The following is a 25,607-nucleotide window of genomic DNA, read 5'->3' on the forward strand; positions in this document are numbered from 1 at the left end:
CCGATCATCAGAACGAACGCTTCACAGTCAGGCGCCACTGCCGCGGCGCGGCCGGGAAGCCATTCACCGTGCCATTGGTCGCACGGTTATCCAGATAAGCGTAGTAATAAAGCTTGTTCGTCAGGTTCATGACGTTCGCAATCACCTGCCAATCGCCGCCCGGAGCATCCCAGGTCAGGCCTGCATTGAGCAGCGTGTAGGCCGGCACCTTGTTGAACGTCGTGTTGGGGATCGACGTCTGGAAGCTGGACTGGAACGTCATGTCCAGCCGTGGCGTCAGAGTGCCGAAACTGGCCGTATCGATGCGATACTGGGCGCTCGCGCTGCCCTTCCAGTCGGAGATCAGCGGGAACTTGGAGTCCAGCGTGGTGCCGGCGCTGATCGCCGTCGCCTGCAGCGACTTGAAGCCGATGTTGATGTAGCCGACTGCCGCCTGCAGCGTGAGATTGCTGGTCGGGCGAGCGGTCAGTTCCAGTTCACCGCCCTTGGTCACCGCCTTGCCGACGTTCAGCAACGCGCTGCACGGCTGTGCATAGCTTGCCAGAGGCACATCCGGGTAAGCCGGGTTGGCCGGGCACGCGCTGACCGGGAGCTGGAGATCGGTGTAGTTGCCATAGAAGAAGCTGCCGTTGACGCGCAGCTTGCGGTCGAACAGGTCGCTCTTGAAGCCAACCTCATAGGAGGTCAGCTTTTCGGGCGCGAACGGGATGACCTGATAGATATTGTAAGGCCGCGGGTTGATGCCGCCGCCCTTGAAGCCGGTCGCGACCGACGCATAGGTCATAATCGTGGGGGTCCACTGATACTGCGCTGCAATGCGATAATCGACATTGTCGCCCTTGAAGGTGCCCGAGGCGTCATTCACCGGGCAGACCGCCACATTAACGATCGTCCCGCCCGCTTCGGGGCAGGGCAGATAGGGCGGGCCATCGGGATGGCCGCCGAGCTGCGTGCCCGGTACGCCGAGGCGGCCGAACTTGAAGGTCTTTTCCTGCTTCGAGTAACGCAGCCCGCCGATCAGCTGCAGCTTGTCGGTCACGCTCCAGTCGACGTTGCCGAACACGGCATAGGTCTTCGCGGGCACGCGATCCCGCCCGATGAAGTCGAAGGGCGGGATGTCGATGCGCGAATCCAGCGCAGTAAACTCATCCATGAAGAAGCCGCCGAGCGTCAGATTAACCGCATCCTGCATCAGGCTGGCATTGACGCGCAGCTCCTGCGTCACCTCGCGATAGGTCAGCGCATTGAAGCTCTGTGCCAGCGGGACGGGCGTCGCATCGTTATCCTGCGAGAACTCCATCTTCTGCTTGCGGTAGGCTGTGATCGACTTGAACGAGACATTGTCGGCAAGCTTGTAGTCGATCGTCAGGGAGACGCCGCCGCCCTTGGTCGCCGAGCTTGAATCCAGGCAATAGGCGCCGGAGCGGCTGCTCGGGGTCGGGTCGCAATAGGTCGCGTAGTTGGTATAGGGGCTCGTGCTGAAGCTGTCGCCAGCGAACGCCCCGAACGGGGAATAGCTGATGAATTGCGACGCGCCGGTCGCGGTGCCAACGCTGACGCCATTGATGCTGTTCTTGGGCGTCAGGCTGTCATTGCGGGCATAAAGCAGCGTCTGCGGCGTGCCTTCCGACTTGTCGCTGACATAGTCCGCAGCAAGGTTGACCTCGAGCGCGTCAGTGGGCACCCAGCGCAGCTGGACGCGCCCGGCTGCCACGGCCTTCCCGCCTTCAGTGCCGAGCTTGCAGTTCGCATCGCGCGCGAAGGACGGAACCTGCGTACCCGGATGCGTGCAGGCATAATCGTACCGCGTGACATAGCCATCCTTGTGGTCGGTCACGCCGGTGATCCGCATGAACAGGCGATCGGGCACCAGCGTCATGTCCGCTGCCGCATTCACGCGCACATTATTGTAGCTTCCGTAAGAGAGCGAGATGAACCCGCCGCCATTGCCGGTCGGCTTCTTGGAATACAGCTTCACCGAGCCGCCGATCGAGTTCTGCCCGGCCAACGTGCCCTGCGGACCGCGCAGGACCTCGATGCGATCGAGGTCGACCAGATCGAAGTTCGCGCCAGCGATGGTGCCGTAATAGACGTCGTCGATATAGGTGCCGACGCCGGGCGAAACGGCGGGATTGAAGTCCACCTGGCCCACGCCGCGAATGAAGGACTGAACCGACGGACCGGCGCCAGCGGGAGCCGGCTGGAGCACGACATTAGGAGCTTGGGCCGCGATATCGCTGACGGTGGTCAGCCCCTGCGCGGCGATCGTCTCAGCCGACAAGGCCGTGATCGCGAGCGGCGTTTTTTGGGCGCTCTGGCCACGGAACTGCGCGGTCACGACGATTTCGCTGATGCCGTCCTCGGCCTGTGCGGTCGGTTCCGCCTGATTAACGAGTGCCGTCGACGGAGCCGCCTCCTGCGCAAAGGCGGGTGCCGCACCAGCGATTGCCATCGCGCCGACCGCGACGGAGTTGCGCAACCAGGTCGCGCCGTTGATTTGCCAGATGCTCATGGTCTTCATTCTTTCCCTCCTAAAAGCACCGCTCTCTACGAGCGGGCCGAACCATTGAATTTCAATCGATTGCAAAACTGAACGAAAAAGAAGGCGCGCGGGGCGCCCGGAATTACTGCTTTGGTTTCAGGTCTTTGCCAGCGCCAGTTGGGTGGCTGGCACCCATGTGCCATGCACCTGAGCGCGCAAGGGCAGCGGCACATGCACCTTGGCAACCGGCCCCGCCCCGACCGCGCCGGCATCGATGACCCATAGCTGCGAGGCGAAGGCCTGATCGCCGACCTGGCGATCGACCACAGCAAGCAGCCACCCGTCATGCCCTGGCGCGGCCGAGGGCACGTGAACGGGCTCGCTGATTGCGTGACCGGGCGGCAGTGCGAGCGCGTCGAGCCCGCCATGCGCCACATCGATGCGGATAAGCATGTTGAAGGTCATGCCGACCGGGCCGCCGGGCAGCGGAGGCGGCCCATTCGGATTGACCGTCAGATACCAGCCGAAGCTGTACGGCAGGCCGGTATCGGCATCGCGAATGCGCGGCATGTCGCCCGGGGGGCCGAGCGGCCGCACCTCGTAGGAAGAGCCATCCTTGGTGAGGTCGAACGTCCAGCGTTCGAAGGCACCGCGGATCTCCTGCTGACCGCGCTGGATTCCTCCCGCTTCGCGCATGAACGGAAATGCGTTCGTGTCGGATACGAAGATATCGAGATGAACCCGATCGCCTTCATCAAACGCGTTCATGATATGAAAAGCAGACGCGCCAGCCGCGCCTTCGAACCAGCGCATCGCAGCGACATCGCCATCGCGGGGCATGATTCCAACGCGGCAGGTCAGGTCCTGCTCATGGGCCCATTTCGGCCCGCCGGCGCGCAGCCGCTCAAGATCGGTGGTGGTCGGAAAAATCGGGAAAATCGCGCGGCTCTTCGTGATCGCAAAGTCATGGATCATGCCGCCATAGGGCTGGTCGAACCACTGCTCGCGAACCAAGTTGCCGTCGCGATCCGCAATCCCATAGGCGATCGCCCGCGAACATTGGCCATCGGCCTCATAGCCGAAGAAGAACAATTCGCCGGTCTCGGGATCGATCCGCGAATGGGCCGTCATCGTCTCCGATTTGAGGGCGCCGCCGAAATCCCAGGCACCGAGCGTGTCCAGGGTCGTCGGGTCCACGCGATAGGCGCGGCCATCCTCCTTCGTCATGAACAGCCGACCTGCATGCCAAAGCGGCGTCGTGTTCGCGACCGTGCGATCAACCCCCGCAACGCTGGGGTCATCGGTAAAGGGATTGCGATACTGGCCGAACAGCGCGCGCCGGGCTTCGCGCTCGGCCGCATAACGCGCGGTTTCGACATAGCGAATGTCATAATCCACAGCGCCGTGTTCGAACTTGAAACGCGCGATCATCCCGTCTCCCGACAGGATATGATCGTCATCGAACATGGGCGGGTGGGCCGGATCCGGGACGGCGCGAAAGAAGGCGCCTTCAATCTCGGACGGGATCTCGCCTTCCACCAGCAGGTTGCGGACAGACGCTTCGGTGCGAACAGGCGTATTAAGGCCCGTGAAATGAATGGTCTGAGGAAAAGCGGTCATGACAGGACTCCGGCAGAGCTAATCCGCCGCAGTTGGTCCGCATCTAGCGAATCGCCGATTATCTGACCGCCCGCCATCCCAAGCCCCTCACATCTATCTCTTTTCAGCATCTTAAGATGCTTCAGCCCAATAAATATTCACCGTCCGGCCACCCGTCTGGCCATAACGCGCCGGCGCCGATACCAATATCGCGCGGGCAGGGCTACAAAAAAACAGACAATTCAGGGAAACGCGCAGAATGCTCATGGCATATACTGCGCAATAGCGAGTGCTACGGGGCAGGGCGCTTTATGATTGGCAGAGCCCGGTAGCCCGCGTCGCAGGTCAGGTGCTGCGGATCAGGCCTTCCATGGCAGCGGATGCTTCCTCGGCTGCGCCCGCGGCGACGGCATCAAACAGCGCCCAATGTTCGCGCACGGTTTCGCGCGGCGTGCTGCTGCCGCCCTGAAATTCGGTATACCACAGCACAAAAGTGCCAAGGCTGTTGCCCAGATTGACCAGCGGGGGATTGGCCGTCGCCTGCAACAGCACTTCATAGAACTGGCGGTTCGCCGCCTGTCCCTTCTCGCTTGTCAGGCCAAAACGTTCCATATCCTGCAAAGCCTCGCGCATTCTCGCGATCTGCTGGAGCGTGCGCCGCTGCGCTGCAAGGCTCGCAATTGCGGGCTCAATGATCAGCCGCATCTCGACCAATCCCTCGAGCACGGATGTGGAGGCGCCGCCCTCGAACATCCACTCCATCACATCCGGGTCAAGCAACGCCCAGCGCGTGATGGGCATGACAACGGTGCCGGTGCGCTGGCGGGACTCAACCAGGCCCTTGGCGGCAAGCACACGGATCGCCTCACGGTAGGCGCTGCGGGAAACGCTCAGCTCATCGCTGGCATTGAGCTCAGTCGCGAGGATATCGCCGGGATGATGCTTGCCCGTTACGATCGCCACGCCGAGATCGTGCGCGATCCGACGGTGCAGGCTCGTTTTCTGCCGCTTCAGCTGCACCGGCCGGCGGCTCGCCTTGTTCGTTGCGGATTTTGTCATTGCCCACCCATGGTTGCGCCGAGTTTTGCAGCGTCAGCTAGCCGGATTGCGGCCTTAAAGCCAGCACGGCGCGCACAAGCTGTCAGATTATGCAGCGAATTTATGCCTTTGCCGCCCGTGCAGAGAGCCCTGGCGCGACGAACTCTCAGCCGATTTGCGATGGCGCGGCGGGGCCGGAACCGGGCGTCCCCGCGTTCGTGACGCTCTAAGAAGATTGGAATATGGGCGCTTAATAGCCGTTTTCCGATGTGCGCGGCTGTTCATGCAGGAATGGGGTACGAAATTGGAGCCATCATACCATCAGCAGACCGCCAATCTTGCCAATGATCTGTTTTTTTGCGACCAAGCTCCGCCTCACCGGTCCTCGACTGGTGTTTATGGTCTGACAATTCTGCGGTACCCGTGTTTCTGCATCCCCATCGTCAGCCTGCGAGAGCCTTCGGGCGATAGAGAGGAAGTCTATATGAGTAATGAGTCATTTTCGCGCCGCAGCTTGTTGTCTGCCGGCATCGGCGCTGCTGGTGTCGCCACTGCATTCCCGGCCATGGCCGCTGCCCAAACGAGCGCAGCGGCCGCGCGGCAGCAGCAGATCTCCGACATGACCGGAAAGGCGCTGACGCCGCCGAGCTTCGAATTCGCATTCGAAATCAAGATCGAGCTGGGCAAGCGCCTGCGTTACGGCCCGACCTTCTGGGGCATGGATCGCGGCTATGTTGGTGTTCTCGGCGGCACCGTGAAAGGCCCCAAGCTGAACGGCAAGATCATCCCGCACAGCGGTGGCGATTGGCCGACGGTGAAACCGGACGACACGGTGCGGTTCGACGCCCGCTACCTGATCGAGGCCGATGACGGCACCATCATCGAGCTGCACAACACCGGCGTTCGCTATGGCAGCAAAGAGGTGCTGGAACGGATGCGCAAATATGAGCCCGTCGATCCTTCCGAATATTATATGGGCCTTACCCCGCGCTTCGATGCGCCGGTTGGCCCGCACGACTGGCTGAGCCGCACGATTTTCGTCGGCAAGGCGGACCGCCGTGAGTCTCAATCCATCTTCACTTATTGGGCGATGGTGTAACGAGGCGCCGCTGCTCCCGGGGGGCATCGGCTGATGCCGTCGCGCCCCCCGGGGGACGGCCATTCTTAGCCATCACGCCAGATGGCGAGATGCTCGGGATCAATCTCCTTCCAGGTGGAACCGGGATAAAAAATAGCGGCTCCTCGTCATATAAGAGGAGCCGCTGTTTGGCAGCCTATCGGCACGGACTGATGATCCGTCCCGCCTAGGGAATATCATGTCGCGCCAGCGTCCACTTGCTGTCGCTGCAAAGCGTACAATCCGCGCCCCGGAACACCTGGGCCGCCTTCTTGTCGCCCTGTAATTGCCATTGCAGCCAGGCTGCGGTCACCCGGCTATATTCGTCTTCATCCTGCGGCCCCCAATATTGCGCGGTATGGCCCGCGCCGCTGCGATAGGCCCACACCGCTGGCACAGAGCGCAACCGGCTGAAATCATCCTTGCTGTTCGCGTGGGCGCCATCGGATGGATCGCCGCTGAAATAGGCGATGGGCACTTTGACTCGCGCCAGATCGGCTTTGGTCACGCGCGCACCCGGCAGACCGCCCGGACCGGTGGACCAAACCCCGCTGTTGAGGATGACCGCTGTCGTCACCCGAGGATCGGCCACCGTCACCGCCAGCGCCTGCAGCCCGCCACAGGAATGGCCCATCACGGCAACATGGCGCGTGTCGACCCGCTTGAAATAGTCGCTACCGCGACGCTGGCTCTCCGCCGCAGCCCAATCGATCGCCCTGCTCAGTTCCACGGATTCGGAAGGGCCAGGCGCGTTGAAATCGATCGGGCCCGTCGGCATGTAGGGCTCGGCATCATGATCCGTCTCGTATCGCGCATCGCCGATCTGCCCGACCGCAATCACCAAAAAGCCCCGCGATGCGATATCCGTCAGGAACCTGCGGTAGCGATTGCCCACCGCCGCGCAGCCGCCATTCCCCCAGGCGACGATCGGCATACGGCCTTTGACGCCCTCAGGGCGGTAAATGACGTGGTTGGGCAAGCTCGGCACCGTCTCCATCGTCACCTTGAACGGCCCGGTACGCGGCAAAAGTCTGACCGATTCAACAGGTGCCGCTGCGGCCGGGGCCGCGATAAGTGGAGCGGTCGAGTTCAAGCCCGCCGCGGCCACCGCGATCAGCGCATATCCCCCGATGCGGGGACCAGGCGACTTCAAGCCGATGTTAAGCGACAGTTTTCCAGACATTTGATGCGGTCCTTCCTGAGGCAGGCGCACGGCTGCCTGCGATTCACATCATGGGTACACAGCCCCTTGTTAAAGCCGCTGTCTGAAATTTCTCAGATGAAAGCAAGGAGAGGACTGTGATTTGCCATCAAAGGTCAGACAATTTTTCGCCACTCACAAGGCGGCCGCGAGGAGGTCAAGATGTTCACGGTCTGCTCGGTCGTCTGACCAACAAGGAACAAGTGGTGCTTCCCTCGCCCGGGGCAGGGGCATGTCACTATGCTCGGCTACTGCGTCTCGTGCGTTCTTCTCGGTGAGAGAAAGACAGCGTTGATGGAGCTTGAGCCTCGCTTTGAGTAGACGCGAAATAAAAATCCCAAAATAAATCAAGAGCAGGTTGCGCGGTTGTGGTGTCGTCAAATCAACATCGTTGATCTGCCGAGCGGCGGAACTCTGCTAGACCTAGCGACAGTCAACCAACAGAAAACCGGATTGGCCGCAACGCGAGATATGATTGGCGCGCGAAAAGTCTGCTAATGCGGCGCTCTTGCCCTGGAGCGACCCGGGATTTGCTTTCCTAATCGGATAGATTATCTGGGCCATCAGCAAACGGATCAATGAAATGGGTTCGACAGGGGGCCTGGAGAGCCGCGGCCGCGGTAGTCATTCTACGCCGCGCAAAGGTCCCGCGCTGCTCTATGAGGCAGTAGGCAACCTGCGCGCCGCCAGATCTTGCGGGGCCGTGAAAAACTGAACCCACGGTTAAGTATCTCGGCATTGATGTCGACAACGGGCTGGCCTTGTCAGAACGAAACGAGATGACCTTCTCCGGTTCCTTTAAGGTGCACGGGACGCCGGCTCGTTTGGTTGAATGACGGACAGCTTACGAGGCAGATCCATGTTAAATTTACGCCCTTTTTGAGGACGTAGCTGCCACTCAAGAGCCCGATTGCCGGATCGCCCGAGCCGCGAGGAAGAAATGGAGCGCAGACCACACAGGCAGCAGAACGCTCGTCATAAGCGCATAACGAATGCCGCTTGTGGAGGCAGCGGTGCAGGCGCTTTGCACGGCGGCGACCGTTGAGACGGTTTTGCTGCCGCACAAGGCAGCATAATTTCCATCCGCAAAGAGCGCGTTGGCATAGAGATCGCTGATAAAGCCGATGAGCGCGGGCCCCAAGCCGACCCCGACCAAGGTGGTGACAAAGAAGAAGACAAACGCCGCCGTCGCGCGCATTCTCGGCCCCACCATATTCTGGAAGGCGACAAGCGTCGGCACATTGTGAAAGAAGGCCAGAACGGCGCCGCTGATGAGCAAGACCAGCGCCAGCATGGGATGCGCCACGCTGTAGCCTGCCAGGGTAAACGGCGCGCCGATCAGCACCCCGAGCGCGGGGAGAAGCGCATACCATTGGGCGCCCCATCTCGAAATCAGGTCCACACCAAATCCGGCGATGGCGAGGCCCAGCGTCGCCGCGATGCCGCTCTGGACGGCATAGAACACGCCAACCTGGCTCAGGCTCAAATCATGCACACGCATGAAGAAGGGCGCATAAAAGGCACCGGAGCCATACATGCCGAGCGTGACAAGGGCCAACCCGATCAGCATGTGGCGAAACTCGGGCCGGGCGGCCATCATCTTGAGCACCGCCCGCAGCGGAGGTGGCTCGCTCTTTGCCTCTGCAAGATCCGGATCGGACAGGCCGCGCGGCGGCTCGCGCAGTGTCAGTCGGAAGAGAAGCGCCACGACGAGCCCGGGCGCTGCGATGCAGATGATCGCCGCGCGCCAGCCATAGGTCGATCCTATCCAACCCGCCGTGAGCGCACCGATCACGGAACCGACCGGGTTGCCGAGCTTCATGACGGTCATCACGGCCCCTCGCCGCTCCTTGGGGAAGTGATCCGCAAGGAGCGAAACCGCGGGCGCCTGCACGCCGGCCTCGCCGATGCCGACCCCCACGCGCAGCAAAAAAAGTTGCCAGAAATTTGCAGCCATGCCGCAAGCCACCGTCGCGGCCGAAAACAGGGCGACCGATATGGAGATGATATTGATCCGGCTGCGGCGCTCGGCCAGTCGCGCGATCGGCAATCCCATTGTGCTGTAGAGAATGGCGAAGCTGAGGCCGCTCAGGATGCCGAGCTGGAAATCGGAGAGCCCCAGGTCATCCTTGATTGCCTGGCCCAGCGTGGCAACGATGACCCGGTCGATGAAGCCGAACGCGCCGACCGCCATGGTGAGGGCGAGTAGCCACGCGCGATAACCAGGCCCGAACTGTGGCTTGCCTGCAGGCTTTGGAAGGCCTTCAGCCTGCATGATATCACCCTCTCGATCTGGCGTGGTCGACGGATCGGACATCGCCTTGATCCCCCTCGCGCGCGCTTATGCTTTCCAACAGCCGATGCTTTGCGGCTGCCTCGATCATGGCCGCGGACGGATGCCGCGTGCAAGATGTGCTCTCAGCAGCAGGACAGTTCCAGACGGTTATGCTGAACCGGATGAATCCCGCCGCATGAGCGGGCGGCGATAGGAAATATCGTCCCTGTCCCACCGCCCATTGCCCGGCGGGCTCGCGAGTTCGCGACGAGGGCCTGTCGGAACGGTCACGCCCATTTCCGGCAGGAATTCCCGCAGGGCAATCCGCCACTCACCATTGCGGCGCTCGAACTGGTCTATGTATCGGCCGCTGCCGATGTTCTGCAGGTCCTGTTTCTGGCGCAGCATGTAGATGACATAGCTGCTGACATGCGCCCGATCCCCGTCGAGATCGATGTTCACATTGGTGATGTGATGTTGATGGCAGACATAGCGCTCTTCGTGCCGCTGGTTGCCCCAGTCGACGAACGCGTCCGTCGGCCCCGAAAAATCGTCGAGATAGTTGATCTCCGCGTCCGGCCAGAAAGCACTGGCGATGACCGCATCGTCATGACGGTCGAGGCCGCGAGTATAGCGGCGGAGGACTTCGCGAATGTCTTCCATGTCGAGCAAGCGCTCGAGGCGCGTCTGAAGATCGGGGGAATCGATATTGGCCATCACGGCATCCTCTCTTGTCACATCGGCACCAGCGCTCGTCGTGTTGCGAGCTTCCTGAAAGGCAGCCAAGCCAAGGCTACCGTCTGAAATTTAGTTATCACGTTAATTCAATGTGTCGCTGAGACCCTCAGGTGTCAAGCGGATATCGCGCGTGGCAGTGCGGAAGCCTGGGCCCGCCTCGCATGGGCAGACAGGCTTCGATCAACAGAATGAGATTCTGATGATTATAAACAGATATATCAATATTTTAACTAGACATCTCGCAATTGTCCGGGCGCGATGACATCTCGACGGTCAGAGCTTTGGGGACGCTAAGATCACATCGGCCGGCGATCCTGCCTCCTCGACCATGGCGATCAATCATGTTGCCGGCTAGCAGTTATCATGTTAACTCGATGCCAAGCCCGCAAAGCGAGTCGAGCAGGAGGGCTGTGGATGAGGGAGGATGTAAGGCCGTGCGACGGTCCGCTCTGAACGCGCAGACGCAAGGCCAGCTGTGTGGCCCTGTGACAGGCGGTGAGAACCGGAAAGGCAAGTGTCGACATCATTGATCATTCGTTGCTGCGCGGCTTCAGGCGAAGGCGCGAAAGCGATGGGGCGTGCGCGCGACGCCGGATTTCTGACGCGCGCTTTCTAGAAATGGAGTGGTTGCGTGAATTCTGAATCTAGTCTGCAGGAGATGATCGATGAGCGTCTCATCACCAAGGTGCTCAGCCGCTATTGGCGCGGTGTCGATCGCTGCGACGTCGACCTCATCATGTCGGCCTTCCATTCCGACGCCATCGATCATCATGCCGGGCACGACCGGCTGGCGCATGATTTCGCAAAAGCCGCGGTCGAGCGCATGCCGCAGGTCGCACCGGGCGGCACCCAGCACCATGTGACGAATATCTCGATCGAAGTGGATGGGGACACCGCCTGGTGCGAGGCCTATTACCATGCCATCCACAATGCCGACGCCCAGCTCAACCAGATGTTCGGGCGCTATGTCCACCGCTTCGAGCGCCGCGAGGGAGAATGGAAGATCGCGGAACGCTGGGCCGTTCTCGACTTCACCGACACCGGACCGCGCACGCCGTTCGGTTCCGAAAATAACCCGGCAACGCTGCGTGGGCGGGCCGACAAAACCGACATTTCCTACCAGCGGTTTAGCTGAGCCAGGCCGAACCCGCGCCTGAGAACGACTTTGGGCGGTCGCGCTGAGAAAGACGATCGCCCACAGGACCGCCCGATCAAAGGGCGGCCGCACCGAAAAGAAAAACGAGAGGAGAGATGAGCATGACCAAGAAAGGAAAGGGCATCGTCTGCCGGACCAGTCTGTTCGCGATGGGGATCGCCTTGGCGGGCGCCGCTGGCGCGCAGGCCCCGCAGGCTTCGACCAGCGGTCAGGCCGAGAGCGCGTCGACGGCCAGAGACGTCGAGACGATCATGGTGACCGCGCAGTTTCGTGAGCAGAACCTGCAGGACACCCCGCTGGCCATCACCGCTGTGTCCGGGGCGATGCTCGAAGCGCGCAGCCAGACCAGCATTGCCGATGTCGCCAATCAGGCGCCCTCGGTCACCCTCAAGCCGCAGGGCGCATCCTATGGCTCCTCGCTCGTCGGGAACATCCGTGGCGTCGGCCAGCAAGACTTCAGCGCCGCGCTGGAACCCGGCGTGGGCCTGTATGTCGACGACGTCTATTATGCGACGCTGACTGGTTCCATCCTCGACCTGCTCGATCTTGACCGGGTCGAGATCCTGCGCGGCCCGCAGGGCACGCTGGCCGGCAAGAACTCGATCGGCGGCGCGGTAAAGCTCTACTCGAAGCGGCCGACGGGATCGAACACGGGCTATGTGGCCGCGACCTATGGTAGCCGCAACCGGATCGACCTGCGTGGATCGGCCGACTTCAAGCTGACCGACACCATCAGCGCGCGGATCGCCGGCGTCTCCAAGAAGCAGGACGGCTATATCAAGCGGCTGGATTTTGGCTGCCTGTTCCCCGCTGGCGGCTCGACGACGGTCGTCAACAATGCTGGCGCGACGGTTCCGATCAATCCCGCTGGCGGGATCCCGCGCATGACGGCGTCCGACAACTGCGAACTCGGCCGCGAGGGTGGTGTGGGATACACGGCGGCGCGCGGCCAGCTGCGCTTCCAGCCGAGCAGCGACCTCGATATCAATATCGCCGTCGATTACACCAATGAGGACCGCGTCAATGCCGGCAACGTCCTGCTGGACCGGAGCATCGCCGGGGTTCGGCGCAGCCCGAATTTCACGGATCGCCTGCCCGGCAATCCGCGGGGCGCGACGGATATCAACCCCTTTGGCGGGGTCATTCCTTATGACGCCCGCTTCGTCTGCGGCAACTATTGCAATTACGCCACCTATATCGGCGCGCCGGACAGTTCGACGGGCCCTCAGGGCGCCTTCGCGAACACCGGGGGCGTGAGGGCCGGAACTTATTACGATGGCCGGCTCACCTACGAGGGTTGGGGCATCTCCGGGCAGATCGAATATGATCTGTCGGACGATCTGCAACTGGTCTCGATCACGGCCTACCGGGCCTATCATTCCAAATGGGATGCCGACGACGACCTCTCGCCGCTCGCGCACCAGAACAATACCAGCAAGCTGCGCTACTGGCAGTTCACCCAGGAGCTGCGCCTCAACGGATCGTTCTTCGAAGATGCCCTTCAATATACGGTCGGCGGCTTCTACATGAAGCAGTTCTCGAGCATTCTCGCCGGGTCCGACATTCGCTACACGACCGATCCGGCCTTCTTCAATAACGATCCCACTGATGCCAATACCAAGGCGGCGTTTCTCCACCTTGCATGGAAGCCAGTCGATCGGCTGACCTTGTCGGCGGGCCTGCGCTATACCGATGAGTATAAGCGCTATGAGTTCGGCCGCCGTTTGCCGGATGGCAGCCCCCTGCCCGCTGGCTCGGCGGTCGGTGCGCTGGATGGCCGCGTGGGCATCTATGATGGCCCGATCAGCACCAACTTCGATTACCGCCTGAATGCGCAATATGAGATCACGCCCGACATTTCGATTTATGGTCAGGTGGCGACAGGCATCAAGGGCGGCGGCATCAATCCCCGCCCCTTCAACTTCGCGCAGGTGCTGCCCTTCGGTCCGGAGAAGCAGACGACCTACGAACTGGGCTTCAAGAGCGACCTGTTCGACCGGCGGGTGCGGCTCAACGCGGCCTTCTTCTTCTCCAAATATTCCGACATCCAGCTCAGCCTGTCGAACTGCATCGCCATCGTGGGCGCCACACTGGGCTCGCCCTGCAATCTCATCACCAACTCGGGCGATGCCGACGTGAAGGGCTTCGAGGTCGAGGCTTCGGTCCGGCCGGTCGAGGGCATGATGATCGATGGCGCCGTCAGCTTCGTCGATTTCGATTACACCAGTTTCCGCACCTTCGGGACGGCGACGGTCGGTGGCCCCGGCAACCCGGCAGGGCCGCAGTTCGGCGATTATCCGCTCTATACGCCACGCTGGAAGTGGAGCATCGGAGCGCAATATGAGATCGATCTTGGCGACGCGGGGTCACTGACGCCGCGCATCGACACCTCGTTCCAGGACGAGATCTACTTCGGCGTCAATCTGCCGACGAGCCTGATCGACAGCTACGTCGTCTCCAATGCCCGACTGACGTGGAGCAATGCAGATGGAGACCTGGACGTCTCGGCTGAAGTCACGAACCTGTTCGACAAATATTATCTGCTGACCGGCTTCGACCGGTCGAGCGGTGCGGCGGGCTTCTCCATCGCGCAGCCCGGCCGTCCGCGGGAATGGGCCGTGACCGTGAAGAAGAGGTTCTGAGCCTCATCGGTACGGGCAGAATGCGGGTGCGGCAGCCATGTCGCACCCGCATCCGCTCGCAGCAAGCCAGCCTGTAGAGGACGCCATTGTCCCGAGCCATCGCGTCGATGGCAAACTGGAGTTGAAGAATGACCGTTGATGTTTCGCCTCTTTATGCGCCCTTGCAGGTGAACGGGCTGACCCTGCCCAATCGTCTGGTCATGGCGCCGATGACCCGCGCCAAAAGCCCCGGTGGCATCCCGACCGATGAGGTCGCAGCCTATTATCGGCGGCGCGCGGAAGGTGGGACAGGTCTTCTGGTCAGCGAGGGAACGGTCATCGATCGCCCCCTTTCGCGTAACAACGCCGACCTTCCCAGCATTCACGGTGATGGGCTGGCGGGCTGGCGCAAAGTGCTGGCAGAAGTGCATGACGCGGGCGGGCGGATGTGGAGCCAGTTGTGGCATGTCGGCGCCCTGCCGGATCCACGCGCGCCGGACTGGCCGAACAATTTCGAGGGGCCTTCCGGCCTCACCGCCCCAGACCAGCCGCTCGGCCACGCGATGACCGAGTCCGACATCGCCGATACGATCGCCTCTTTCGCGCGCGCCGCCGCGGATGCAAAGGCCGTCGGCTTCGACGGCATAGAGCTGCATGCCGCGCATGGCTATCTGATCGACCAGTTCTTCTGGGCCGGCACCAACCGCCGGGACGATCGTTGGGGTGGCCCCACGCTGGCCGAACGCGCGCGCTTTGCCGTGGAGATCGTCCAGGCCGTCCGCTCGGCTATTCCTGCAGACATGCCGCTCGGCATGCGCGTCTCGCAGTACAAGATCCAGGATTATGACACGCTGCTGGTCTCCAGCCCGTCCGAGGTCACGGACTGGCTCGGGCCGCTCGCGGATGCAGGCGTCGATATCTTCCACTGTTCCCAGCGCAATTTCACCGCGCCAGCGTTTCCCGGCAGCGATCTCAATCTGGCGGGGTGGGCGAAGAAGGCGACAAACAAGCCCAGCATCACGGTCGGGTCGATCGGGCTGGAAGAGAGTTTCTACGGGGACACTGCCGAGGCCGGCGTGGCGACTTTGCGGGAACTGGTCGAACGCCTTGAGCGCGATGAGTTCGACCTTGTGGCCATCGGCCGGGCGATCCTGAGCGAACCGCAAATTTCAGAAAAGGTCCGCGAAGGGCGGTTCGGCGAGATTGCCCCGTTCACCCGCGAGGCAATTCTTCAGCTACGTTAAGTCAGCGCGCCGGGAGCGATCCGCCAAACCGTGGGCGGATCGCTTCGGGTGAGCCATGGCAAGGGGCTACTCGACGCCACTGATCGTCGCGGTCAATGCCCGAAGTTCGTTGATGAGACGCTCCAACCTTTCCGCTCCAAAGCGCTCTGAATATTCCGCCATCACCCGCCTGACATCATAGGTCAGCGTCTTGACGAGTTCATGCCCGTCGGGCGTGAGTGCCACCAGAACGCGGCGCCGGTTGTCCGTCTCGCGCGCCACAAGATTGCGCGCCTCGAGTTCCTTCAGGATGCGGGTGACGCTGGGCTTGTGCAGCTGACCAATTTCAGCGACCCGGCTCGCATCCGTGGGGCCGTGATCGTTAATGACCCGCATGACCCGACATTGCGGCTCGGTAATGTCATGCTCCCGCATCTTCGGCCGCATCGGCAGTATCACGGCTTCCTTGGCGCTCAACAGAACTGCTGAAAGCGTCTGCTCGTACTTCGGCAATTTAGGAGGCTTGCTCACATATTATCCCGGAATTGGTGAAGTTGGATGAAATTATCGAGAGCGACAAATATATCGTAACGTTCCAGCCAATGATAACGAGAACAATAGTACATGACCGGGGTGGCCGCCAGACCTCAAGGCCCGAGCATCAAACATCGTCGGCTGCTGAGCTGATGTCGAGAACCGCGCTGCTGAGCTAATGTTTGATATGCTGCATGACCGCGACCATGAGGAATGGCCCGACGCCCTTGGCATGACCAGACTCCGATTTAGGCGCATCGTTCGGCGGGAAGCCGGCATGAATTTCACGCAGCGTCGCCAACAGGCGCCTTTCCGTTCCGCCTTCCAAGCTGGCGGCGGGCGAGCCTATCACGTCCGTGGCGCTGGATCTGGGCGGTGACGCGCGCGCAATTTCTCTACGACGTTAAAGCGCGTTCTAGGCGTGCCAGTCATCCCCTTGTCCAGAACAAGGCGTATGAACGCTGGTGCGCAGTTTCCACATGTGGCGCTCTCCCGCCGACCCCATACCCTGTTCAGTCGACTCGTGGGACCCTAGGATAGTGATATGAGTGGTACCAAATCCGGTCTTCAAATCCTTCTTTTCGAAACCGATACGCATTTCGCCGAGTGGCTGTCGCGTCAGGGAGCCGATGCCAAGGGTGCGTGGCTTCGGTTTGCGAAGCGGGGGTCGAGCCTTGTCACCTTAACCAAGGCAGAAGCGATCGACACCGCCATCTGCCACGGTTGGATCGACGGACAACTGGATAAGTATGACGAGCACAGTTGGCTGATCCGTTTCACGCCGCGCAAGCCTCGCAGCAAATGGTCTCAGGCAAATCGAACACGCGCACTTAGCCTCATCGCGGAGGGCCTCATGGCTGCGCGCGGGATAGAAGAAGTAGAAGCGGCGAGAGCCGACGGACGATGGGATGCCGCCTATGCCTCTGCCAGCAAGGCTGAGGTGCCACCCGACCTGCAAGACGCTCTCAACGCGAACACGAAGGCTGCTGCCTTTTTCGCGACGCTCGCGGGCGCGAACCGCTACGCCATCCTCTATAGAATCAGCACGGCTAAGCGGGCACAAACGCGTATGCGCAAAATCGCAGAATTCATCGCCATGCTGGAACGTGGTGAGACAATTTATGGATAGCTTGCCGGCTGCACAAGGCAAGCTTTGGTGGGCAGAAATCGGACCGCAAAGGTCGGCTGTTGAACCGACCTCATGTAAAATACAGCACGCCGCTATGAACCGGGTGTCACGCTCGCCGCGCCAGGCGCCCTATATCAGTAACGCTTGCCTCGCTTTTCGAGAATGGCCTTGGTCGTGGTGTGGGTATTGCGCGGCGTCGGCGCAGGCATCTGCTGGATGCGCCGCACGTTGAGGCCGTGGCCCATCGCGCTCGTCACCAACTCTCCGTCACGCATCACGAAGCGTCCGCGCACCAGTGTATGGATCGGGGCACCCTTGGTCTCGTAACCCTGGAAGGGCGTCGAGGAGCCCTTGGACTTGAGCAACGCGGAGTCGACCTTGACCGCCTTCTCCATGTCGACGACGACGATGTCCGCATCGGAGCCCGGCAGCAGGGCGCCTTTGCGCGGATAGAGGCCGAATGCCTTTGCTGGCGCCAGCGAGGTCATGCGGACATATTGCGTCAGCGTCATCCGACCATTGGCGATCTGGGTGAGCATCAGCGGCATCTGTGTCTGCACACCGGTAAAGCCGCAGTCGGCCCTCCAGATGTCATCATTATGCTTTTCTGCATGGCTGTGCGGCGCATGGTCGGTGGCGATCATGTCGATCGTGCCGTCCGCAACGCCCTGCCAGAGCTGCTCTTGATGGACCTTCTCGCGCACCGGCGGATTGACGCGGATGAGCGACTTCTTCTCGGTATAAGCGCGCTCGTCGAGCAGCAGATAATGGGGGCAGGTCTCGGCCGTGATGTCGACACCGCGGGCTTTCGCCTCGCGCAGCGGACGCAGTTCGTCGCCGGATGAGACGTGCAGGATGTGGATGCGCGCTCCGGTCCATTCCGCGAGAATGGCCGCTCGCGAGACCGCTTCCACCGCGACGACGGGCGGGCGGGCGTCGAGATGCGCCAGCGGGTCGCAGCAATCCTGCTCGCGCAGCTTCTTCGAGCGACGCGCCATGATCGAGGCATTCTCGGCGTGCAGCGCCACGCGATAGCCGTGCTTTGCGACGATCTCGAACCCTTCGAGGATCGCACCGCTCGGCGGGGATGGGAGGTTGCCGAAGGTGTTGCCCATGAAGCATTTGAAGCCGGCGACGCCGCCCTCGATCAGTGCCTCGAGCTGGTCGAGATTATCCTCGCCGAGCAGGCCGTAGATGCCGAAGTCGACATAGGCCTTCTTGGCCGATTCCAGCTTCATGTTGAGTGCTTCCACCGTGCCCGTCGGCGGATTGGTGTTTGGCATCTCGAACACGGTGGTGACGCCGCCCATCGCAGCGCTGGCCGTACCGGTTTCCCAGGTTTCCTTGTGCGTGTAGCCGGGATCGCGGAAATGCACATGCGCGTCGATGGCGCCGGGGAGAATGTGCTTGCCGGTCGCGTCGACCACCTCGGCGGCCTCGGGCATCGCATCCTGCGCGCCGATGGCCAGGATGAGGCCGTCCTTGATCGCGATCGAGGCGGGGAACATGGCGCTGTCGGTGACGATTGTGGCGCCGTTGATGACGATATCGGCTTTCATGGCGGGTTCCATGGTTATGAGAGGATCAGAGAGCGGCCCAGCCACCATCGACGGGCAGGTCGATGCCGGTGATCTGGCGCGAAACGTCGGAGGCGAGGAACAGGCAGGCATTGGCCACGTCCTGCGCGCTGCTGATGCGGCGCAGCGCATATTCGGCAGCGTGCTCGGCGATGATTTCCTCTTCGCTGCGCCCGGCTGCCTCGGCCATACCCGGCATCACCTTGGTGCGGAAGCGCGGACCATCAACCATGCCGGGCGCGACGATATTCACGTTGATATTGTAAGGCCCAACCTCGATCGCCGTCGACTTGGTGATGCCGCGCAAACCCCATTTGGAGGCGGAATAGGCCATGCGGCCGGCGCGTCCATGCATGCCGAAGGTGCCGCCGACATTCACGATCTTGCCATAGCGCCGCGCGATCATGCCGGGCAGGACGGCCTTCATCATCAAAAAGCAGCCGCCCATGTTGAGCTTGATGATTTCATCGAAACCTTCCGGCGTGGTCTCCCAGGCGGTGTCGCCGACCGGCCCTGTGCCGCCAGCGACGTTGACCAGCACATCGACACGGCCATGCGCCGTCTCGGCCTGGCTCACCGCGGCTTCGCAGTCGGAGGCACTGGTGACGTCACAGCGGATGACGGTAACGGAGGCCTTTGGCCCGATCTCTTCCTTCAGGGTCTCCAGCGCAGTCATATCACGGCCAAGGATGACGATCTTGGCGCCTTCACTAGAAAAGGCCTGTGAAATTGCAGGCCCCATACCTTTCCCGGCGCCTGTAATCATCACAACTTTACTATCGAGATCGAGATTCATTGCCCGCCCGTGACGTTATTGTTCGAAAATAGACCAGAATCAAAATTGATATTGACTTCTGATATTCGATTCGACTTTAAAGAGGTGCGTTTCGACCGAAGCCGACTTCAAAGACGATATTCGATACATCGGTGCATAAGGGATGTGCCGGTGACCAAGTGGTGCTAAACCAGGGGCATGGTGTAGCCGAAAATCGAACGGAGTCGCTGATGGCGCTACGCAACCAGAGGATCTGGCAGTATATCGATGAGGTCGCGCGCGTGGGTTCGGTCCGTCAGGCGGCCGAGCGGTTGAACGTGACGCCCTCCGCCCTGCTCCGCCGCATTCAGGATGTCGAGCATGACCTGAACGCCGTTATTTTCGAGCGACATACCTCTGGCGTCCGCCTCACTGCCGCCGGCGAAGTGCTGATCAGCTGGATACGGATGCAGACCTCCGAATTGCGGCGCGTCTACTCGCAGATCGAGGAGCTGGAAGGTCTGCAGCGGGGCGAGGTGCGCATTGCCTGCAGCCAGGCAGTCGCCCGCAGTTTCGTCCTGCGTCACATCGTCAGCTTTCGCGAAAAGCATCCCAATGTGAAGTTCAAGCTCTCCGTGACCGATCACAGCACGGCGGTGCGCGCGTTGATCGATTATGAAATGGATATCGTGCTGATCTTCCGTCCGCTTCGCTCGTCGGAGCTCCACCCGATCATGTCGATCGGTCAGGGTTTGGTCGCCGTCATGGCGGCGGACCATCCGCTCGCCCAGCATGAGGTGCTGCGTCTGCGGCAATGCGCAGAATATGACGTCGCCATGCCGGACATGGCCTTTGGCGGGCGCGAAATCGTCGAGAACCGGCTGCTCTCAAGCTCAGCCAAGCTCAATGTAGCGGTGGAAGCCAACAGCTTCGACTTTCTGGGCGAACTGGTTGCCGGCGGCGATCTCATCACCTTTCAGATCGACATTGGTGCCGATGTCTGGCGCCATGATCCCCGGTTCGCGGTGCGCCGGATCAGCGACATCGACCGGACCTACGGGCCGCTGGTGCTGGGGCAGCTCAAGGGCCGCCCGTTGCCATTGGTCGCTGCGAAGTTTGCCGAGCAGATGGCGCGCGATCTCCATGAGTGCCGGTCCCTGCCGACCCTGCCGGGGGCGGCGGAATGGTCCATGGATGAGGACGACGACGATGCCGCCCACGGGTTCACGCTCGACGCCTGACCGGCATGGCCGACCGGGTCGGTGCTAGAGGCCCTGGCCGTAGATCGCCTTCGCGCTCGCGTGGGAAATCATGCCTTCATCCAAATCGGCACGGACGCTGTCCGGCCTGCGCTGGGCTGGGTCGCCCAGGCCCGCGCCGCCGGGGATCTGCAGCACCAGCCGCTCGCCGGCGGGTATCGCCTGCAGGCCCTTGGCGCGCATCATTTTGCCGCCGGAGGTCGACACCGTCCCCGCCGCGCCATCATGCCCGCCATCGCGGCCCCTGGCCGGGCGGTCGACCCGTTCGAACATCGCTAGTACTTCGAAGCCGCTGCCATCACGCATCCCGACCTCCACGGTCTGCCCCAGGCCGCCGCGCAACGCGCCGGCCCCGCCGCTATCGGTACGCAATTCCTTGCGCCAGATGACGATGGGCGCACCGCTCTCGGTCACCTCGACCGGCATAGCGCGTACACCGCTGGGGAAGGCAGTGCCAGAGAGGCCATCCTGCCCGGGTCGCGCGCCAGAGCCGCCGGAATTGAAGAAGATCGCATCAAATGGATCGCCCTGTCGGCCATTGCCTTCCGCCGGCAGCCGACCGCGCAATTGCACGGACCACAAACAGGACGAGCCCTCGGCCGGTACCCGGTCGGGGATGGCCTGCGAGAGGCAACCGAACACCACATCCGGCAGCATCTGCCCGATGACATGCCGCGCCGCGACCGGCCAGGGGCGCTGGACATTGAGGATAGAGCCTTCCGGCGCGGTGACCTCAAACGGCTCCAGCGCGCCGAAATTGTTCGGCACTTCCGGCGAGATCACGCAGCGCAGGCCGAAAACGGTGTAAGCGCGGCAATAATTCAGCACGACGTTGATGCCGCGCGGCAGGCAGCCGTCCGTGCCCTCATAATCCATCGAGAGGGTGTCGCCATCGATGGTGAGCGTCCCGACGATGGTCACCGGCGCATCATAGCCATCGATCACCAGCGTGCTGGACCACTGGCCATCCGGCAGCTTGGCGATTTCCGCGCGCGTCGCCGCCAGCGAGCGCTCGATGATGTAGTCCGCGACCTGTGAAAGATCCGCCATGCCGAATTCCCCGAGCATGGCGCTCAGGCGACGGGCGGCTGCCTCGTTGCTAGTGATGTAGGAGAGCACGTCGCCCTTCACCTGCAGCGGCATCCGCACATTCTGGCAGAGAATGTCGATGAGATCCTGGTTGATGCGCCCGGCATCGGCCAGCTTCATCAGCGGAATCTGCAAGCCTTCCTCGTAGATCGAGCGGCCATCCGGCCCCTGACCGAGGCCGCCGATATCGACCTGATGGCAGCACACGCCGAACAGCCCGACGACCCGCCCCTCATGGAAAGCCGGGGAGACCACGGTGACGTCGTGGAGATGTCCCGCCGTCAGCCAGGGATCGTTGGTGATGAAATGGTCGCCCTGCTTCATCGTCGCGACCGGGAATTTGGCAAGGAAGTGCCGCACGCCTTCGGCCATGGAGTTCACATGCCCTGGCGTGCCCGTGACCGCTTCTGCCACCAGTCGTCCGTCCAGATCGAACAGCGCGGCGGAAAGATCGCCGGCATCGCGCACCGTGGTCGAGAAGGCTGTGCGCATCAGCGTCTGGGCCTGCTCTTCGACAATGGAGATCAGCCGCGTCCAGATCACCTGCATCCGCAGTTCGGTCAGCGCATCGCTCATCGGGCGTCTCCTGTCTCGCGGCGCGTCAGCACCAGATAGCCGCGCTCGTCCATTTGCCCGTCGAAACGGGGCGAGACCACGGTGGTCGTCTCACGCTCGGCGACCAGCGCCGGGCCGGAGAACCGCTCGCCGGGCTGCATCGTCTCGCGGGCGTAGAGCGCGAAATCCATCGCCTGACCGGTGGTGGGATCGACCACGCGCCTGCTGCCGACCGGCGTGGCAGTGCGGGTTGCGACCGCCGTGCCGGATGCTTCCGCGCGGAAGCCGCTCGCGCTCACATTGACGCGCCAGGTCAGCATTTCGATGGGAAGGTCGAGCACCATGCCGCCATATTGCGCGCGATAAGCCTGCTCGAAGCCAGCTTGGAGGACGGCGATGTCCGCCTCGCCGAGCCGGCGCGCCGGAATCTCGAACGGGATTTCATAGCCCTGTCCCTGATAGCGGGCGAAGCAGACGCGGCGTTCGCTCTGGTCCGCTCCGGTCGCGCCGGCGCTGACGAGGCCGCGCGCTTCGGCGGCCATTTCGTCCAGCAGAGCATTGAGGCGGGTCAGATCGGCCTGATCGAGCCGCATGGTGAGGCTGCGGGCAATCTCATAGGAAACCGGCGCGCGCAGGAAGCCGACCGCCGATCCGACGCCGGCGCCCGACGGGATGATCACGCGCCCGATGCCGAGCTTTTCGGCAAAGCTCACCGCATGGAGCGGCGCAGCGCCGCCGAAGGCGATCAGCGTGCGCTCGTCCAGCGTCATGCCCTGCTCGACGGCGTGGACACGCGCTGCGCTCGCCATTGTCTCATCGACAATCTCGCTGACGCCGACTGCCAGCGTCTCCGCCTTGCCATCCCACAGGCCGAGGCCGGCCAGCGCGGCGTTCGATTTTTCGGGGTGCAGCGTTACCTTGCCGCCGGCAAAGCGGCTGGGGTCGATGCGGCCGAGCGTGATATCCGCGTCGGTCACGGTCGGGCGCTCGCCGCCACGTCCATAAGCGGCCGGGCCGGGCTCCGATCCCGCGCTATGCGGCCCTACCGTCAGGCGCCCGGCGCTATCCACCGCGGCAATCGATCCACCGCCGGCACCGATCTCGACCATTTCCACCACGGGGATGCGCAACGGCAAGCCGCTTCCCTTGCGGAAGCGGTGGGCGCGTCCGACCTCGAACACCTGCGATGTCTGCGGCGCACCATCGTTGATGAGGCAGATCTTGGCGGTCGTGCCGCCCACGTCGAGTGCCAGCACGCGGGCCTCACCGCATTCGCTGGCCACGGACGCGGCGAAGATTGCGCCGCCCGCCGGGCCGCTCTCCACCAGCCGCACGGGAAACCGCGCGGCGATGTCCACGGTGGTCAGGCCGCCGGAAGACAGCATCAGGTAGAGCGGGCAGGCAAAGCCCATCTCCGTCAAACGCGTTTGCAGCCGGCGTAGATAGGCATCGACCAGCGGCTGCACATAGGCATTGGCCGTGGTGGTGGAGAAGCGCTCATATTCGCGCATCTCCGGCGAGACCTCGCTGGAGAGCGAGAGAGCCACACCCGGCATTTCCTCGCGCAGAATTTCCGCCGCGCGCAGTTCGTGCGCCGGGTTCACATAGCTGTGCAGGAACGCCACGGCGACGCTCTCCACACCCTCGGCGCAGAACTGGGCAGCGGCGGAGCGTACGGCTTCTTCATCGAGCGGCAGCAGCACGTTGCCAAATGCATCCATCCGCTCCGCCACGCCGAGCCGCCACTTGCGCGGCACCAGCGGATCGGGCTTCTCCATGCCGATGTCATACTGGTCGAACCGGCTTTCAGTGCCGAGCGCCAGCACGTCGCGGAACCCGTCGGTAGTCAGCAGCGCAAGTTTGACGCCGCGTCGTTCGATCAGGGCGTTGGTCGCCAGCGTCGTGCCGTGAACGACCAGCGAGACATCCGCCGGCCCAATGCCGGCCTCGTCCAGCAGCAGGCTCACCCCGTCAAGAAGAGCGCGCTCGGGCGCGTCATAGGTGGTCAGCAGCTTGGTCGAATGGCGACGATCGCCAACCTCCAGAACGACATCGGTGAAGGTTCCGCCGATATCGGCACCGATCTTCGCGCCGATCCCCGCAGCGGCGGGGGAGGCAGCCTCAGTTATAGACGTCATGGGGGTTCTTGGAGAGCTGGCTGTAGAAACGGGCGAGATGATCGGCAACGCGCACCGGCTCGTAGCTGGGGCCGTCTGCGCCAACGAGCTCCGGCAGCGGCGCTACCGTCACATTGCGATCAGGATTCGCGAAATAGGGCACAGAAAAGCGCTCTACATCCGTGCGATTGCGCACGCGGTGATAGTTGGAGATGAAGCGGCCATTCGACCACCACATCATCATGTCGCCCACATTGATCGTGAACGCGCCACGCAGCGGCGGCGCCTGAATCCATGCGCCGTCGCGCCGCTTGACCTCCAGGCCGCCGATCTCGCCTTGCGCCAGGATCGTGAACGGCCCTTCGTCGGTGTGCGAAATCATGTTGGACACGTCGCTGTCCGCCGCGTTCGGCAACACCGGATAATAGTTCATACTCAACTGCGAGGGTGGATGCTTGAACCAGCCATCGAACCGATGCTCGTCAAGACCCAGACCGATCGCAAAGGCACGCAGCAACTCGCGGCCAAGGGTCACCATGGCATCGAGATAGGCCTCACCCGCCGCCTGGAACTCCGGCATGTCAGCGGGCCAGCGATTGATTTGATCGAAGATGCGCGCATGCTCCATGTCGTCCGGATCGGCCGGCCACTCATGCTGCATCCGATATTGCTCGAACATGCGGGTGTTGCGAGAGAGCGGTTGCTGCGGGGGCATGGGAATGTAGCCGCGATACCAGTCCGGTGTGGCGAATGCCTCAGCCCGCTCCGCCATGGGCTTGGCGAAGAAATCCGCAGCAGCTTTGAACACGGCGTCGATCACCGCCTGCGGGACCCCATGGCCAGTCAGATAGAAGAAGCCGATATTCTCGCAGGCAAAGGCGATTTCTTCGGCGACAGCCTTGCGAGCGGCCGGGTCGCCGGACAGGAAAGGCGCGAAATCCACGATGGGAATCTCGTCCAGCGACACGGCAGCTGCTGCTGCAATATCGTCCTCGCTTCTTTCGCTACGGCTCATATCTGACCACTCCAATGGCTGTCCGTGACTCGTTTAGGACAACGCGGATGGGGCTAGCGGTGCTTTTTAGGTACGGGCCTGTCGCCGAATGATCAACTTCCCGCGCAGCCGATTTGCGGTAGGCATGT

At 62.4% G+C, this 25,607-nt stretch carries 18 protein-coding genes; 6 read left to right on the top strand and 12 right to left on the bottom strand.

What is annotated here, in order from left to right; translation table 11 throughout:
* Positions 1–7: 7 nt before the first annotated feature.
* The 3 genes from M2331_RS13630 to M2331_RS13640 all read right to left on the bottom strand — a co-directional run bounded on the left by M2331_RS13630 (position 8) and on the right by M2331_RS13640 (position 5,140).
* Positions 8–2,521: a TonB-dependent receptor gene (locus M2331_RS13630; RefSeq protein ID WP_181560776.1), complete on the bottom strand. Its 2,514-nt coding sequence runs from the start codon at positions 2,519–2,521 to the stop codon at positions 8–10.
* A gap of 117 nt (positions 2,522–2,638) precedes the next feature.
* Entirely contained in the window at positions 2,639–4,102 is a 1,464-nt protein-coding gene (locus M2331_RS13635; protein WP_181560777.1) for a carotenoid oxygenase family protein, read from the bottom strand.
* 324 nt (positions 4,103–4,426) lie between these two features.
* Complete coding sequence (locus M2331_RS13640) at positions 4,427–5,140, bottom strand: FadR/GntR family transcriptional regulator (protein WP_181560778.1); 714 nt, start codon at positions 5,138–5,140, stop codon at positions 4,427–4,429.
* 463 nt (positions 5,141–5,603) lie between these two features.
* On the opposite strand from M2331_RS13640, the gene M2331_RS13645 reads away from it, so the two are divergent.
* Complete coding sequence (locus tag M2331_RS13645) at positions 5,604–6,218, top strand: DUF3237 family protein (protein WP_181560779.1); 615 nt, start codon at positions 5,604–5,606, stop codon at positions 6,216–6,218.
* Positions 6,219–6,423: 205 nt separating this feature from the next.
* Here M2331_RS13645 and M2331_RS13650 read toward each other — a convergent pair whose 3' ends face one another.
* From M2331_RS13650 to M2331_RS13660, 3 genes are all read right to left on the bottom strand, one after another.
* Entirely contained in the window at positions 6,424–7,419 is a 996-nt protein-coding gene (locus M2331_RS13650) for a dienelactone hydrolase family protein (protein WP_181560780.1), read from the bottom strand.
* A gap of 916 nt (positions 7,420–8,335) precedes the next feature.
* Entirely contained in the window at positions 8,336–9,754 is a 1,419-nt protein-coding gene (locus tag M2331_RS13655; RefSeq protein WP_181560781.1) for a spinster family MFS transporter, read from the bottom strand.
* Positions 9,755–9,880: 126 nt separating this feature from the next.
* Positions 9,881–10,429 carry a nuclear transport factor 2 family protein gene (locus tag M2331_RS13660; protein ID WP_181560782.1) on the bottom strand — a complete coding sequence of 183 codons (549 nt, stop codon included), beginning with the start codon at positions 10,427–10,429 and terminating at the stop codon, positions 9,881–9,883.
* A 652-nt stretch (positions 10,430–11,081) separates the two neighbouring features.
* On the opposite strand from M2331_RS13660, the gene M2331_RS13665 reads away from it, so the two are divergent.
* The 3 genes from M2331_RS13665 (at position 11,082) to M2331_RS13675 (ending at position 15,471) form a co-directional block, all read left to right on the top strand.
* Entirely contained in the window at positions 11,082–11,585 is a 504-nt protein-coding gene (locus M2331_RS13665; protein ID WP_181560783.1) for a nuclear transport factor 2 family protein, read from the top strand.
* A 122-nt stretch (positions 11,586–11,707) separates the two neighbouring features.
* Positions 11,708–14,248, top strand: coding sequence for a TonB-dependent receptor (locus M2331_RS13670; RefSeq protein ID WP_181560784.1), 2,541 nt, complete (start codon positions 11,708–11,710; stop codon positions 14,246–14,248).
* Between the two features lie 128 nt (positions 14,249–14,376).
* On the top strand, positions 14,377–15,471 hold the full coding sequence (locus tag M2331_RS13675) for an NADH:flavin oxidoreductase (RefSeq protein ID WP_181560785.1): 1,095 nt from the start codon (positions 14,377–14,379) through the stop codon (positions 15,469–15,471).
* A gap of 66 nt (positions 15,472–15,537) precedes the next feature.
* Here the strand turns inward: M2331_RS13675 and M2331_RS13680 are convergent, their stop codons facing one another.
* Positions 15,538–15,927 carry a MarR family winged helix-turn-helix transcriptional regulator gene (locus M2331_RS13680; protein ID WP_264574225.1) on the bottom strand — a complete coding sequence of 130 codons (390 nt, stop codon included), beginning with the start codon at positions 15,925–15,927 and terminating at the stop codon, positions 15,538–15,540.
* 601 nt (positions 15,928–16,528) lie between these two features.
* On the opposite strand from M2331_RS13680, the gene M2331_RS13685 reads away from it, so the two are divergent.
* Entirely contained in the window at positions 16,529–17,113 is a 585-nt protein-coding gene (locus M2331_RS13685) for a YdeI/OmpD-associated family protein (RefSeq protein ID WP_181560787.1), read from the top strand.
* A gap of 134 nt (positions 17,114–17,247) precedes the next feature.
* Here M2331_RS13685 and allB read toward each other — a convergent pair whose 3' ends face one another.
* Both allB and M2331_RS13695 read right to left on the bottom strand, forming a co-directional pair.
* Positions 17,248–18,672 (bottom strand): allantoinase AllB, encoded by a 1,425-nt coding sequence (gene allB / locus M2331_RS13690; RefSeq protein ID WP_181560788.1) that lies wholly within the window; start codon positions 18,670–18,672, stop codon positions 17,248–17,250.
* A 25-nt stretch (positions 18,673–18,697) separates the two neighbouring features.
* Positions 18,698–19,486 (bottom strand): SDR family NAD(P)-dependent oxidoreductase, encoded by a 789-nt coding sequence (locus tag M2331_RS13695; protein ID WP_181560789.1) that lies wholly within the window; start codon positions 19,484–19,486, stop codon positions 18,698–18,700.
* Positions 19,487–19,695: 209 nt separating this feature from the next.
* On the opposite strand from M2331_RS13695, the gene M2331_RS13700 reads away from it, so the two are divergent.
* Positions 19,696–20,685, top strand: coding sequence for a LysR family transcriptional regulator (locus tag M2331_RS13700; RefSeq protein WP_181560790.1), 990 nt, complete (start codon positions 19,696–19,698; stop codon positions 20,683–20,685).
* Between the two features lie 24 nt (positions 20,686–20,709).
* Here M2331_RS13700 and M2331_RS13705 read toward each other — a convergent pair whose 3' ends face one another.
* From M2331_RS13705 to M2331_RS13715, 3 genes are read right to left on the bottom strand one after another with little or no spacing between them, the layout of a single operon-like run.
* The gene (locus M2331_RS13705; protein WP_181560791.1) at positions 20,710–22,368 is read right to left on the bottom strand and encodes a hydantoinase B/oxoprolinase family protein; all 1,659 of its coding nucleotides are present in this window, start codon (positions 22,366–22,368) and stop codon (positions 20,710–20,712) included.
* Complete coding sequence (locus tag M2331_RS13710) at positions 22,365–24,485, bottom strand: hydantoinase/oxoprolinase family protein (RefSeq protein ID WP_181560792.1); 2,121 nt, start codon at positions 24,483–24,485, stop codon at positions 22,365–22,367. The genes M2331_RS13705 and M2331_RS13710 overlap by 4 nt, the downstream gene beginning before the upstream one ends.
* Complete coding sequence (locus M2331_RS13715; RefSeq protein ID WP_181560793.1) at positions 24,469–25,479, bottom strand: isopenicillin N synthase family dioxygenase; 1,011 nt, start codon at positions 25,477–25,479, stop codon at positions 24,469–24,471. The genes M2331_RS13710 and M2331_RS13715 overlap by 17 nt, the downstream gene beginning before the upstream one ends.
* Between the last annotated feature and the right edge of the window lie 128 nt (positions 25,480–25,607).

The sequence above is a fragment of the Sphingobium sp. B10D7B genome (assembly GCF_025961955.1).
Taxonomy (GTDB): Bacteria; Pseudomonadota; Alphaproteobacteria; order Sphingomonadales; family Sphingomonadaceae; genus Sphingobium.

Bases quoted from the DNA above. Each gene is read 5' to 3' on its own strand.
- M2331_RS13630 (WP_181560776.1), bottom strand. From the start codon at position 2,521: ATGAAGACCATGAGCATCTGGCAAATCAACGGCGCGACCTGGTTGCGC.
- M2331_RS13635 (WP_181560777.1), bottom strand. From the start codon at position 4,102: ATGACCGCTTTTCCTCAGACCATTCATTTCACGGGCCTTAATACGCCT.
- M2331_RS13640 (WP_181560778.1), bottom strand. From the start codon at position 5,140: ATGACAAAATCCGCAACGAACAAGGCGAGCCGCCGGCCGGTGCAGCTG.
- M2331_RS13645 (WP_181560779.1), top strand. From the start codon at position 5,604: ATGAGTAATGAGTCATTTTCGCGCCGCAGCTTGTTGTCTGCCGGCATC.
- M2331_RS13650 (WP_181560780.1), bottom strand. From the start codon at position 7,419: ATGTCTGGAAAACTGTCGCTTAACATCGGCTTGAAGTCGCCTGGTCCC.
- M2331_RS13655 (WP_181560781.1), bottom strand. From the start codon at position 9,754: ATGTCCGATCCGTCGACCACGCCAGATCGAGAGGGTGATATCATGCAG.
- M2331_RS13660 (WP_181560782.1), bottom strand. From the start codon at position 10,429: ATGGCCAATATCGATTCCCCCGATCTTCAGACGCGCCTCGAGCGCTTG.
- M2331_RS13670 (WP_181560784.1), top strand. From the start codon at position 11,708: ATGACCAAGAAAGGAAAGGGCATCGTCTGCCGGACCAGTCTGTTCGCG.
- M2331_RS13675 (WP_181560785.1), top strand. From the start codon at position 14,377: ATGACCGTTGATGTTTCGCCTCTTTATGCGCCCTTGCAGGTGAACGGG.
- M2331_RS13685 (WP_181560787.1), top strand. From the start codon at position 16,529: ATGAGTGGTACCAAATCCGGTCTTCAAATCCTTCTTTTCGAAACCGAT.
- allB (WP_181560788.1), bottom strand. From the start codon at position 18,672: ATGAAAGCCGATATCGTCATCAACGGCGCCACAATCGTCACCGACAGC.
- M2331_RS13695 (WP_181560789.1), bottom strand. From the start codon at position 19,486: ATGAATCTCGATCTCGATAGTAAAGTTGTGATGATTACAGGCGCCGGG.
- M2331_RS13700 (WP_181560790.1), top strand. From the start codon at position 19,696: ATGGCGCTACGCAACCAGAGGATCTGGCAGTATATCGATGAGGTCGCG.
- M2331_RS13705 (WP_181560791.1), bottom strand. From the start codon at position 22,368: ATGAGCGATGCGCTGACCGAACTGCGGATGCAGGTGATCTGGACGCGG.
- M2331_RS13710 (WP_181560792.1), bottom strand. From the start codon at position 24,485: ATGACGTCTATAACTGAGGCTGCCTCCCCCGCCGCTGCGGGGATCGGC.
- M2331_RS13715 (WP_181560793.1), bottom strand. From the start codon at position 25,479: ATGAGCCGTAGCGAAAGAAGCGAGGACGATATTGCAGCAGCAGCTGCC.